General features: G+C 35.4%; 9 protein-coding genes and 3 pseudogenes. 7 read left to right on the plus strand and 5 right to left on the minus strand.

Translation table 11 applies throughout. The features are described 5' to 3' along the window. Positions 1-94 precede the first annotated feature (94 nt). Positions 95-1,476: pseudogene (locus tag AB3I72_RS13600) on the plus strand (IS3 family transposase). A gap of 234 nt (positions 1,477-1,710) precedes the next feature. Here AB3I72_RS13600 and scrK read toward each other — a convergent pair. Both scrK and AB3I72_RS13610 read right to left on the minus strand, forming a co-directional pair. Beyond that, positions 1,711-2,583 carry a fructokinase ScrK gene (gene scrK / locus AB3I72_RS13605; RefSeq protein ID WP_002292418.1) on the minus strand — a complete coding sequence of 291 codons (873 nt, stop codon included), beginning with the start codon at positions 2,581-2,583 and terminating at the stop codon, positions 1,711-1,713. A gap of 263 nt (positions 2,584-2,846) precedes the next feature. Further along, positions 2,847-4,793, minus strand: coding sequence for a sucrose-specific PTS transporter subunit IIBC (locus tag AB3I72_RS13610; RefSeq protein WP_113795282.1), 1,947 nt, complete (start codon positions 4,791-4,793; stop codon positions 2,847-2,849). A gap of 195 nt (positions 4,794-4,988) precedes the next feature. On the opposite strand from AB3I72_RS13610, the gene AB3I72_RS13615 reads away from it, so the two are divergent. After that, the gene (locus AB3I72_RS13615) at positions 4,989-6,449 is read left to right on the plus strand and encodes a sucrose-6-phosphate hydrolase (RefSeq protein ID WP_047936809.1); all 1,461 of its coding nucleotides are present in this window, start codon (positions 4,989-4,991) and stop codon (positions 6,447-6,449) included. Then, positions 6,430-7,392, plus strand: a complete 963-nt coding sequence (locus AB3I72_RS13620) for a LacI family DNA-binding transcriptional regulator (protein WP_047936808.1) — start codon at positions 6,430-6,432, stop codon at positions 7,390-7,392. Before AB3I72_RS13615 ends, AB3I72_RS13620 begins: the two co-directional genes overlap by 20 nt. A 304-nt stretch (positions 7,393-7,696) precedes the next feature. Here the strand turns inward: AB3I72_RS13620 and AB3I72_RS13625 are convergent, their stop codons facing one another. Beyond that, a complete protein-coding gene (locus AB3I72_RS13625; protein ID WP_324248999.1) occupies positions 7,697-8,122 on the minus strand; it encodes an IS3 family transposase in 426 nt (141 codons plus the stop codon). A gap of 348 nt (positions 8,123-8,470) precedes the next feature. On the opposite strand from AB3I72_RS13625, the pseudogene AB3I72_RS13630 reads away from it, so the two are divergent. Together AB3I72_RS13630 and AB3I72_RS13635 are read left to right on the plus strand one after the other, a co-directional pair. Further along, positions 8,471-9,341 (plus strand): annotated as a pseudogene (locus AB3I72_RS13630) (IS30 family transposase); the annotation flags it as partial. Between the two features lie 4 nt (positions 9,342-9,345). Continuing rightward, positions 9,346-10,581 (plus strand): annotated as a pseudogene (locus AB3I72_RS13635) (heavy metal translocating P-type ATPase); the annotation flags it as partial. Between the two features lie 373 nt (positions 10,582-10,954). On the opposite strand, the gene AB3I72_RS13640 reads toward AB3I72_RS13635, so the two are convergent. Both AB3I72_RS13640 and AB3I72_RS13645 read right to left on the minus strand, forming a co-directional pair. Beyond that, positions 10,955-11,356 (minus strand): hypothetical protein, encoded by a 402-nt coding sequence (locus AB3I72_RS13640; protein ID WP_010731416.1) that lies wholly within the window; start codon positions 11,354-11,356, stop codon positions 10,955-10,957. A gap of 46 nt (positions 11,357-11,402) precedes the next feature. Beyond that, complete coding sequence (locus AB3I72_RS13645) at positions 11,403-11,570, minus strand: YjzC family protein (RefSeq protein WP_010731417.1); 168 nt, start codon at positions 11,568-11,570, stop codon at positions 11,403-11,405. Positions 11,571-12,010: 440 nt separating this feature from the next. Here AB3I72_RS13645 and AB3I72_RS13650 point away from each other — a divergent pair, with 440 nt between their 5' ends. Both AB3I72_RS13650 and AB3I72_RS13655 read left to right on the plus strand, forming a co-directional pair. Beyond that, positions 12,011-12,556, plus strand: a complete 546-nt coding sequence (locus tag AB3I72_RS13650) for a recombinase family protein (RefSeq protein WP_122647316.1) — start codon at positions 12,011-12,013, stop codon at positions 12,554-12,556. Between the two features lie 360 nt (positions 12,557-12,916). Further along, on the plus strand, positions 12,917-13,138 hold the full coding sequence (locus tag AB3I72_RS13655; protein WP_002319289.1) for a hypothetical protein: 222 nt from the start codon (positions 12,917-12,919) through the stop codon (positions 13,136-13,138). Positions 13,139-13,308 lie beyond the last annotated feature (170 nt).

Raw genomic sequence — 13,308 nt, forward strand, 5'->3', positions numbered from 1 at the left:
CATTGACACTCAAAGAACCAGAATAAGTCATCAGAAAGCAAGGGGGTGCGGACATAATCCTGGACGAAAAAATAAACTTAGGAGGAATGTCCGTGTGTTTTCCCACAAAGAGCGTGTAAGGGCAATTCAGTTATTTTTAAAATACGATTGCTCTTATGCTGCAACCATTCGAGAATTAGGGTATCCGTCGATTGGTGCACTACGGAAATGGTATAAAGAGTATTTGGAATCCGGAGAGCTCCATCAGGAGCACCGAAAAAAATCAAAGTATTCTGAAGAACAAAAACGAATAGCGGTGAATCATTATTTTGAATATGGTCAATGTTATGCACGAACCATTCGCATGCTTGGTTATCCTAATAGAGAGTCCTTGCGGCAGTGGTGTGAAGAACTTGCACCAGGAGCTAGAAAACTCCGAAAAAGTGCGGTAAAGTTAACACAAGATCAAAAAGAAGCTGTGTTGAAAAAATTCTATAAACCGCAAACTAATAGGAAAAATTTAGCCGAATCTGAAGGAATTAGTAGAGTTACTCTATATCAATGGAAAAACACGGTTCTTGGAAAGGATTTTCCATTGCGTATGACTTTAAAAAATCAGGAAAAACAAAAAGAGCTACTTTTAAAGGAAGTAGAAGACTTACAAAAACAAGTACACCAATTACAGCTCGAAAAAGCATTACTCGAAGGAGCGGCTGAACTGCTAAAAAAAGAAAAAGGCGTCAATCTTCTTTGTCTATCAAATCAAGAAAAAACGATATTGATTGATGCCTTACGAAATCAGTTCACCTTGAAAGAGCTTCTTCAACAGCTCCAGTTGCCTAAAAGCAGCTATTTTTATCAAAAACAAGCACTTGAGAAACCAGATAAGTATTACAAAGAACGTCAATTAATTATCACGATTTTCAATCATAACTTCTGTGCGTATGGTTACCGTAGAATTCACCAAGCTTTAAAAAATATGGGTAAAAAGCTTTCTGAAAAAGTTGTACGTAGATTGATGACTGAGGAAAATCTATTTGTTAAATTTTCTAGACGAAAAAAGTATTCTTCGTATGCTGGGGAAATTTCTCCTGCACACCCCAATTTATTAAATCGGAATTTTAAAGCAAGGAAGCCAAATGAAAAATGGTTAACAGATATTACTGAATTTAGAATTCCCGCAGGGAAAATCTACTTATCACCACTTGTCGATTGTTACGATGGTGCTATTGTTAGTTGGACTATTGGAACAAAGCCAACTTGCTTCACTCTATGTCTAAAAAGGGTTATTCACCAGATAATTCAGCGTGCGAAGGTTTCTTTGGACGATTAAAAAACGAGATGTTTTATCAACGTGACTGGAAGAATACAACAATCAATCAGTTTATAAACAAATTGGATGATTATATTCATTGGTATAATAATCAACGAATTAAGTTATCTTTAGGAGGGCTAAGCCCTCTTCAATATCGGAAGAAGCAAAGATATATTTGTTAAAAAGGTCCAAAAAAATATCCGCACCCCCTTTTTTTTGTAAAAAACTATTGCACAATACAAGTGGCCTACGGCTATCGAAATTTCCATAACTTTCGAGCAAGAATTTATCTCATTCAAGGCTTGATCTTCCAAGTAAAACAAAAACCAGTTAAGCACTCTGCCTAACTGGTTATGACTAAATTTTCAGTTGTATCTTTCTCTACCAACACTAAATGTCGAAGAGCCTTTTTTCGTTTATGAATGTAAGACCGCTTCTCGAGCCAATGCCAAACAACCGAGCGTTCCAGCGTTGTCTTCTAATGCTGGGGTCACGATATATTTGCTTAACTCAGGTGTTTCGACATACCCATTGACCAATTTTGCAAATGCGTCGTGGACGTTTTGCAGCATATGGCGTTGTTTCATCACACCACCGCCAAAAATGATCACATCTGGAGAAAACATCAAGGTTGTATTGTAGGCACATTGAGCAATATAGGAGGCTTCGATTTCCCAATAAGGATCATCTTCTGCAACCTCTTGTCCTTTTTTCCCTAAGCGTTTTTCGATGGCGGGTCCAGCGGCCATCCCTTCTAAACAGTTGCCATGAAATGGACAGCTGCCAGCAAAGTCATCTTTTGGATGAGGGACGACGAGCATATGCCCCATTTCTGGATGACTAAACCCTTCGATAAAGCGCCCTTCTTGTAAGGCACCGCCGCCAACACCCGTACCGATCGTATAGTAAACGACACTGCTCAATCCTTTGCCACTGCCGAAGACATACTCACCATAGGCAGCCGCATTGACATCTGTTGTCCAAGAAATCGGGATCGGAAATTCTTTTTTCATGGTACCGATGAAATCAAAATTTTGCCATGCCAATTTCGGGGTCGAGGTAATGTACCCATAAGTGGCGGAATCGCGATGGATATCGATAGGCCCAAATGAGCCAATCCCAATCCCTGCTAAATCTGCTTGGTATTGTTTGAAGAAGTCAATGACTAAAGGCATTGTTTCCTCAGGTGTCGTTGTCGGAAAGCTCACTCTTTCCTTGATCGTCATTTCTTCATCGCCAATGGCACACACAAATTTTGTGCCGCCTGCTTCAATTGCACCGTATAGCATAGACATTTCTCCCTTTATTTTAGAATGAAATCACTAAATAAATGACTATATATCATATTTAAATTATTTTTTTATTTAGTAACATGATAAGTAAATAACTACTATTTTTTCTTTTTGAATTTTTATCATTTTTTAAAATTCTAATAATTTTTCATACAATTGATATATGAAAAGATTAAATAAAATGTTATTCTCAAATATTTGATTAATCTATATTATTTGATTTTGGAAAGAAAATTCCATCTTTACTCAGGAAAATATATTTATTTGATTTCAAGTAAATCAGTACCCTCAGTGACTGTATTTTCAGCTACTATATTTACTTCTGAATAATCCGAAGTATTGGTCACAATAATCATTGTTGTATCATCAAGACCTTCTTTCTCAATCATTGAACGGTCAAATGTTCCAAGAATATCGCCTTTTCTAACTTTTTGATTAGTAGTAACTTTTTGTGTAAATCCTTTTCCTCCCATTGATACAGTATCAATACCAATATGAATTAGAACTTCAGCACCATTATTTGATTTAATACCATAAGCATGTCCAGTTTCAAACGTGAGTTGAATAGTACCATCTACTGGAGAATGGACCGTGTTTCCATTTGGTTTAATGGCAATCCCTTTTCCCATAGCTTCTGATGAAAAGACTGGATCATTTACTGAAGAAAGACTAATCACTTTACCAGAAATGGGACTAACAATTGTTTCTGATGAAACTTTTGTTTGTGTTGATTCAACATCAGTAGATATTGGATCTGTTGTTGCTACTTTTGAATAATTAACTGGTGTTTGTTCAGCAATTGCTTCTGCTTCAAAGATACCAGCAGCTTTTGTTTTACCGTAGAAGTAAGTAATTGCAAAAGCAACTGCAAAGCTAATTAATTCACACATTACGTAAAATGGAATAGATGTTGCATTAATTGAAAGAAATCCCAGGAAACCTGCTGAACCAAGTGAAACAGCAACTACTTTAAGTAATCCTGCTACTGCTGCAGCAATTCCTGAACCAATTAAAGCACAAAAGAATGGAAAGCGGTATTTTAAGTTAACTCCGAACAAGGCAGGCTCTGTAATTCCAAGAAGTGCTGAGACACCCGCAGAGGAAGCAAGACTTTTTGTCTTAAAATTTTTAGTTAAGAACCAAATGGCAAATGTTGCAGCACCTTGAGCAACGTTTGCCATAGATGCAACTACAAAGATAAAGTCTCCATGTCCGATACCATTTGTCCACGCTGAAAGTAATTGAGTTTCAATAGCTGGAAATGATTGATGTAAACCAGTCATGACTATAAGTGAATATGTTCCTCCAAAAATACCCATTCCAATAAATCCAGTAGTGTTATATAGCCAAACAATAATGTCTGTAATTCCATTAGACAACAATAACATTACAGGGCCAATAACTGTGAAAGTCAAAAATCCAGTAATCATTACTGATAATAATGGCGTGAATGTAAAGTCAATAGATGATGGCAATTTTTTATGAAAGAATTTTTCTAATATAGATAATATCCAAACAGCTGCTAAAACTGGAATAACTTGATAAGCATAGTTTGTTTGTGAAACATGATAACCAAAAATATTCCAATATTCAGTTGAACCACCAAGATCTGGTGTTGTCATGATCATACCAATTACAGCACCAAGAAATTGGTTTGCTCCAAAACGTTTAGCAGCTGAAATACCTACTAAAATTGGTAAGAACATGAATGGTGCAGCTGACATAAGTTGAATCATAGAGGAGAGACCCTTGATAATAGGATACATTTCTTCAATTGATTTAGGTCCAAAAAGTCCAGCTGATGTCAAAAAGTTTCGCAATGCCATCAACAAACCACCTGCAACAAGGGCAGGAATGATTGGTACAAAAATATCTGATAGCAATTTAATCAATGCCACAATTGGATTAAATTTTTTACCGTTACTAACGATTTGTTTTAAATCATCTGTTGAAATTTCTGAAAGACCAGTTTTTTTTATAAGTTCATCATAAACAAAGTTAACATCACCAGCTCCAATAATAACTTGATATTGACCATCAATTTTAAATGTACCTTTTATATCCGGATTTTTATCTAATGCTTTTTGGTCAACTTTCGTATCATCCTTTAGTACGAGACGAAGACGTGTTGCACAGTGTGCGGCTGCAACAAGGTTATCTTTTCCGACTGCTTGTATTACGTCGGAAGCTACCTTACTATAATTCATTACATTAACTCCTTTTATACTTTTTTAGCATCTAGCGAAAACGCTTCGATTGAATTCACTTACATTTTAGCACATTTTATAAATGTGTCAAACGTTTACCATATTTTTGAATTTTTACTTAAAAATAATTGATTTTTAAGCGGAAAACGTTTACCATGCTAGTTGTAGACAGATAAACTAAAGGAGGAGAAGACTATGAATTTACCTCAAGAAACTCGATACCGCGCTTATTCTGATTGGAGCAAGGAAGAGATTGCAAAAATCAACGAAAATGTAAATCAATCACCTTGGCATGCTAGTTATCATATTGAGCCTAGAACAGGATTATTAAACGATCCCAATGGTTTTTCTTTTTTTAATGGAAAATATAATCTCTTCTATCAAAATTGGCCATTTGGAGCTGCTCATGGTTTAAAGGAATGGATACACACTGAATCAGATGATTTAGTTCATTTTTATGTAACGGGAGCAGAGCTCCGTCCTGATACCGAACATGATAGTCACGGCGCTTATTCTGGTTCTGCTTATGAAGTAGATGGTAAGTTATTTTTATTCTATACAGGAAACGTTCGTGATAAAAAATGGATACGTGATACGCTTCAAATCGGGGCGTGGATGGATAAAGACCACAATATTACGAAATGTGAGAATATTCTTATTCATAAACCTGCTGATGTAACAGAACACTTTCGTGATCCACAAATTTTTAATTATAAAGGACAATTATATACAATTGTTGGAGCACAAAATCTAGAAAAATCAGGATTTATCAAGGTTTATAAAGCTACTGACAATAATGTTGAAACCTGGGAAGAAGTTGGTAACCTTGATTTTGGCAGCACTGGTTCAGAATACATGATTGAGTGTCCAAATCTTTTATTTGTAGATGAAAAACCTGTTATAATTTATTGTCCTCAAGGACTGGATAAATCTGAACTTAATTATGATAATATCTATCCAAATACTTTTAAAATATGTCAATCGTTTGATACAGAAAATATAAAACTTGTGGGTGCTTCTGAAATTCAAAACCTTGATTATGGATTTGAAGCATACGCTACTCAAGGATTTAATACTCCCGACGGACGTACGCTAATTGTTAGTTGGATTGGTCTTCCCGACATTGATTATCCAACTGACAAGTATAATTATCAGGGAGCAATGAGTCTTGTAAAAGAACTTTCAATAAAAGATGGTAAACTTTACCAATATCCAGTAGAAGCTATTACATCATTACGTGCTAGTTCTGAACAATTTACAGCAAAAGCAGAAACAAATAATACTTATGAGCTTGAACTAACTTTTCCTCCAAATCAGAAATCGGAGTTACTTCTTTTCTCTGATAGTAAAGGAAATGGACTTAGCTTGATTGTAGATACCAAAGAAGGAAAAATCATTTTAGATCGCAGCAAAGCAGGCATTCAATATGCCACTGACTTTGGTACGATTCGTGAATGCTCAATTGATACTAAAGAAACAACTGCTAACATTTTTGTAGATAACTCAATCATTGAGATTTTTATTAATAAAGGAGAAAAAGTGTTTACTAGTCGTGTATTCCCTGAAAATCACCAAAATGGTATTCAAATCAAATCAGGCGAACCGACTGGAAAATACTTTGAATTAAAATATCAAAATGGTAGCAAAATTAACTGATGTCGCTGAATTAGCTGGAGTTAGCCCAACAACCGTTTCACGCGTCATTAATAATAAGGGATATTTATCAGAAAAAACAAAACAAAAAGTTCATGAAGCTATGAAAACTCTTGGTTATAAACCAAATAATTTAGCACGTGGACTTCAAGGAAAGTCACCTCAGCTTATTGGTCTTATTTTTCCTAATATTAGTAATATCTTTTACTCTGAACTCATTGAGTATCTTGAAATCGAGTTATTTAAACATGGATATAAAACGATTATTTGCAATAGTCAAAATGATCCTGCTAAAGAGAGAGAATACATTGAAATGCTTGAAGCCAACCAAGTTGATGGCATAATCTCATCAAGCCATAATCTTGGAATTGCTGATTATGAGCGTGTGAGAGCACCTATTGTTGCTTTTGATAGAAATTTAGCTCCTAATGTTTCCATTGTTTCTTCAGATAACTTTGAAGGGGGAAAACTTGCAGCTAAGACTTTACAAAAAAATGGTTGTCAAAATACCATTATGATTACAGGAAATGATAACACGGATTCTCCCACAGAATTACGTGTACTAGGTTTTTCTTTTCAAAATCCAAATGGAAAAATTTTCAAAATTCCTAATAATCTGTCTACTATCCGTCGTGAAATGGAAATAAAGTCAACTATTATAAATCACAAACCAGATGGTATTTTTGTTTCTGATGATTTAACAGCCATTCTCACTATGAAAATTGCTCATCAACTTAAACTTAATATCCCAGAAGATTTAAAAATTATTGGATACGATGGTACCTCTTTCATTGAGAAATTTTTCCCACAATTGACAACAATAAGACAACCAATTGATGAAATTGCAAGTCTTATTGTGGATATTCTTCTGAAAAAAATTAAAGGCGAAAAGACAAATAAGGATTATATTTTACCAATCTCAATACTTTCTGGAGGAAGTATTTAACGTCAAATTAATTTTTTAATGTCTATAAAATTCGTTAGAAAATACAATTTATAGATATCCAATTGATTTGTAAACAAAAAGGAGTTGTCAACTAAGCCACTCCTTTTTGTTGTAATTTTTCCCAATAAGAAAGTCTACTACTTTAGGAAGATAATAGTAAGATAGAAATGTTGCCCCCAAAATTATTATCCAGCTGGATATAATTAATCAAATAAAAAGGATCAAAAATGTAGTGACCCCCAAAAGTTAGACTTTTTTGGAGTGGAGAAATCCACTCTTTTTTTCATGCTCTAAAATGATATTTTTACACAACCGTAACGGTTGTTTTACGAAATTGGACGGGACTTTGCCAGTTTAATTTCTGTTTTATCCGTTCATTATTGTAGTAATAGATATAGCTATCGATGGCTGATTTTAATTCCTCGAAACAGTTATAAACTTTCCCGTGAAAAATCTCTTGTTTTAATAAGCCAAAAAAATTCTCCATAAGTGAATTATCTAAGCAGTTCCCTTTCCGAGACATGCTTTGAAAGATTTTGTACTCCTTCAATTTGTTTCTATAAGCTTTCATTTGATACGCCCAACCTTGATCTGAGTGAAACGTACGACGATAGGGACAATCGTTAGTGGTCTGGATAGCTTCCTCCAAACCTTCCATTACCGCACGTGTTTCTGAATGGTGGTAGCGACCGATTTGAACGGCTAGGGCGGAAATACGGTGCAAATGCACGGTGGTTTCATGCAATGCTTACAGGGCGTATTTTGTAAGGGTATGTAACGGAGATAATCCCGACGGTAATGGATGTGAGAGGCCAAGCCGACGCTGACGGTAGGGCAAACAAACATAGTTGCACTCTAGCGATCGTTATTTATTTTTAACGGTCAAACTAGGGTACAACTATGCTTAAAACACTTCGCCTCAACTTCTGGTAGCAAAAGTGATTTTGAAAGTCAAAATATTTTTTATGAGTTATTTATAATTCGCCGTTTGTATAATTAAGCGAGACAAATAAAAAAGCCATTTATGTTACACTCAAATTGTAATACCCGCTAAAGCATACAAGGAGAGTGAACATAAATGACTTATACCCATCTTACACCAAACGAGCTTGTAATGATAGAAGCATATTTTCATCAAGAAACTCCGGTTGCTATCGTTGCGAAGCAGCTTAAACGTGGACGCCAAACAATTTACAATGTCTATAACTTTCTCAAATGTGGTGGAACAGCACTTGAATACTTTGAACAATACAAAGAAAATAAGCGACGTTGTGGGAGAACCGAAATCATTTTTCCTGCTGAGGAAAAAGAATACATTGCAAAAAGATCAACTGAAGGTTGGACCCCAGACGTCATTATTGGCCGTGCAGAGCGAACCTTCTCTTGTTCAGTAAGTACCCCTCTATCGCCGGTTTAAGACGGGAGAATTCAATGTTTTACATTTACCGATGCAAGGAAAACGAAAACCAAATGGTTATAAGGAAAAACGTGGAAAACAGACATTCAAAAGAAATATTTCTGAACGTAAAAAAGATTATGTCGTTTTCGAAGAAGAATTTGGACATTTAGAGGGTGATACGATTGTCGGCATCCACCATAAAAGTGTCGTCATCACACTCGTTGAGCGACTTTCAAAAGCCATTATCGCCTTGAAACCAGAAGGCCGTAAGGCAGTTGATATTGAAAATTCGATTAATGAATGGCTTCAATCCGTACCCAAAAATCTTTTCAAATCAATTACCTTTGATTGTGGAAAAGAATTCTCTAATTGGAAAAGTATTAGTAATACGAATGATATTGATATTTATTTCGCAGACCCAGGAACGCCTTCCCAACGGGGATTAAATGAACATTCAAACGGACTCCTCCGAAAAGATGGACTACCAAAAGAAATGGACTTCAACCAAGTCAATCAAGGATTCATCTCATCCGTTGCGTCCAAAAGAAACTAACGATACTGTCTTTTCAAAGATTTTACAACTAGTGAATCAAAATCAAGAGAATCAAACAAAAGCGTCTAGTATTATCCAAAAGTTTGAGCCTAAGTATGTTAAATTTGTTTTAATTGCAATCCCACTCTTCATTTTACTTGCTCCTATGCTGTTTGATTTGACATGGTCACAAAGTATTTATAGAGGATTAGTCCTTTTAGTCGCAGCTTCTCCGTGTGCTTTAGCAGCAGCTACCGTATCCGTAACATTGTCAGCCACTTCTAATCTAGCAAAAAGAGGCGTACTTTCAAAAGGAAGTGCCTATTTGTCCCAATTAGCGGATATTCAAGCCATTGCCTTTGATAAAACAGGAACATTAACTAAAGGGAAACCGGAAGTAACCAATTATTACTTTTCTGATTCTGTGAACGAGGAAAATATGATTGATATCGTAGTGGCTCTTGAAAAAGAATCAAATCACCCGTTAGCAAGTGCTATTTTAGACAAGTTTGAACCAAAAAATAAACTAGCTATTGAAGTGGAAAATCAGATTGGAAAAGGTTTAATAGGCGATTATAACGAAAACACTTATCGTATAGGTAAACCAACTTCTTTTGAGGCTGTATCGGATGACTATACACGTTTGAATAAAGAATGGGCTTCAGAAGGTAATACGGTTGTATATGTATCAGAAAATGAAAAAGTAATCGGCCTGATAGCATTAATGGATATTCCAAGTGAACATGCGAAAGCAACTATAGATTACTTTAAGAAGTGTGGTATCCATACCACTTTAATTACTGGGGATTCTGAAATGACAGGGCAAGCTGTTGGTAAACAATTAGGAGTAGATCAAGTAATTGCAAACGTCATGCCAGAAGATAAATCTAACATTATCAATGAACAAAAAGAAACCTATGGTATAACCGCTATGGTGGGAGATGGTATAAACGACGCACCTGCTCTTGTGAAGGCAGATGTTGGAATTGCTATGGGAGAGGGTACGGATGTTGCAGTAGATGTATCTGATCTAGTATTAATGAAAAATGATTTGTCTAAATTGGTAAAAGCTCATGAAATTTCTTTAAAAATGAATCGAGTTATTTGGCAAAATATTATTTTCTCAATGGTAGTTGTCGCTTTTCTAATTACCGTAAGCTTAGTAGGATTAACGGATATAGCCATTAGTGTGATTGTTCATGAAGGAAGTACCTTAGTCGTGATATTAAATGGTCTTCGATTATTAAAGTCTAAATAAATACATGAAATTGGATAAAATCATGTATGAAGAACCCTATACCCATAGGGTTCTTTTTTATGACCGCCAGAAATAAACGATTATATACCATAATCGGATAAAATCATGTATCGAAAATAGAAGCCTACGTTTTTTCTTTAATTATGTCTAATTTGGGTGTATCCAAAATTGACATATGTTACGCGTTGTCTTTTTGTCTTTTTTAGTGCAGTGTCAGTGTCGATTAAGTATGTTGTGAAATATGTATTTATGAAAAGAGGTAAACCAAAAGAGGGCATTCCTATGTTACGATTACATTTTGAAATAAGAATAAAGCTTACTTACAAAAAAATGCAAGCAAACTTTATTTTATATTATGAAAAGAGTAAATGTTTTAAAGATTAATTCTACTTCTTATCATTTTAGCTTCTCTCGACAATCCTCGTTTTTCTAATTCTCTTACAAATATCTGCCAAGGTGGTATGTTACTGCTGTAAGATGTTGGACCGGTGTATGCTCCGCCCCCTGGACCTGTGTATAAACCACCGCCAGGACCGGTATATAGTCCACCGCCAGGTCCAGTATATAAACCACCGCCAGGACCGGTATATAATCCGCCACCAGGGCCGGTATACAGTCCACCGCCAGGACCTGTGTACAGTCCGCCACCAGGACCTGTGTACAGTCCGCCACCAGGACCGGTATATGCTCCACCACCGGGACCGGTATACAGTCCGCCCCCTGGACCCGTGTACAGTCCGCCTCCGGGGCCAGAATATTGATTTCTATTCCACATTTTTTAACCTCCAAATTAAATTAGGATTTTTATTGATTATTTTGAGTCAATTGATTTTCTTCCAATTATTTCCGGATTCAGATGTTGGTGGTAAGCGATCACCCTTATCAATATTAACAATACGAGGATCTTTTACCGTTCCTCCTCTGGGTCCAACTTCCAAATACTTTCCAGCAGGTTTATTATCTTCCCCAGGATTATGCATTTTAGTCATGACTATTGTCTCCTTTCTTTTTATTGTAGGAACACTCTTGGCGAAGTCATTCTTTACAAATTTATTATACCACTATATATTGAATTAACGGAAAGAACATAGCTATATGTTGTGTTTTTTTAAAATTTTATTTTCCGAATTATTTTTAGAACTACGAAATTTTATTAAACCCTCTAACAGTATAGGAATTAAAGTTTAATGAATATTTACATAAATGTAATAATAAAAAAATTTACTCTAGATAAAGAATAAGTTTATTTTATTCAATTCTCTAAATGTTCTGATATTTAGAAAAACAATCTGTAATTTAAGTAAATATTTTATTTTTAATGTTCATAACTCAAGAGTATTGACTACGGTTGTCCAATCCAGTAAAATCAATACATACAACGGTGTCATAACTTATAGTCAAAAGTAAAGCTGGAAAAAGGGTGAAAAACATGAAATATGGATATGCACGAGTAAGTACTCGCCATCAGGATTTAGCAGGACAGATGCGACAACTGGAAGATGAGCGTTGCGATCGAATCTATTTTGAAAAAATTACTGGAACCAAAAGTAACCGACCTGAGTTTCAAAAACTCCTACAGGAAATACAGACTGGCGATACGCTAGTAATAACAAAACTGGATCGCTTCGCTCGCAGCACTCAAGATGCATTGAACACAATTAAATTCCTTTTCGAAAAAGGCGTGAAGATTAATGTTTTGAACTTAGGGATAATCGAAAATACCTCTACTGGTAGACTAATTTTTACTATCTTCAGTGCCTTCGCGGACTTCGAACGTGACCTTATCGTGGAACGCACTCAAGAAGGCAAGGAGATTGCTAAGCAGCGACCGGGCTTTAGGGAGGGACGTCCGAAAAAATTTTCACAGCAGCAGATTAACCTGGCCATGCAGCTCCTAGAGAACCACTCTTATACAGAGGTCGAAAAAATGACCGGAATCAGCAAGAGCACTTTGACGCGGAATAAAAGAAAATAAATGATATATAACATTACAATTAAGTGTTTTTGAACTTATATGATAAGATATTACTTAGATAGGTATAAAGTCTTAATGTTGAGATGAGAGGAGACTGACCAGTGCTTAATAATTTTTTCTTTAAGAACAAGAAACGTCTAACAATCTTTGAGAAAATATTTTATTTCTTTGTAGGTAATAAAAATCGTGCGCAGAATTATTCCTATTATGTTGGGCAACATGCAAGAGCAAAATGGCGTTATCGAAAATTTAAAGACCCATGGATAGTCAAAAATAGAAATACTGTATTCAAAAGAGTCTATGGTTTCTTTAAGGACATATTTAGAGTTTGAAGCATGCAGAATTAAGGGGTTGTAAGAAATGGGGAAAATTTCTAAGGCTTTTAATGAATTTTTTTATGCTTGGGGAGATAATGACCCCCATAAAAAAGTGCTAAGGTATGGAAAAATGGTCACTTTGAAGCGACTGAATGAATATGATGATTACAAGTATTATAGACCCAGAAGAAAAGCTGCTGCGATAATTTCGGGATTAGCAGGTGTTGCCGGATTATTTGGAATCTTTAGTAAAAAGAAACGATAATTTTAAGAGACTAAGGTGATTTGACGGGTAGATGGGTGCACTTTAATTTGAAAATGGCTTAAAAGGCTTGATTTTGGATTGTAAATTTACTTTTAATACACAATTTAAGGTATTAAAACCGGTTGAAAAGTGACACATTGATTTTAATACAACTTATGATACAAAAAATG

The sequence above is a fragment of the Enterococcus sp. GC34 genome, assembly GCF_040886645.1.
GTDB lineage: Bacteria > Bacillota > Bacilli > Lactobacillales > Enterococcaceae > Enterococcus > Enterococcus faecalis.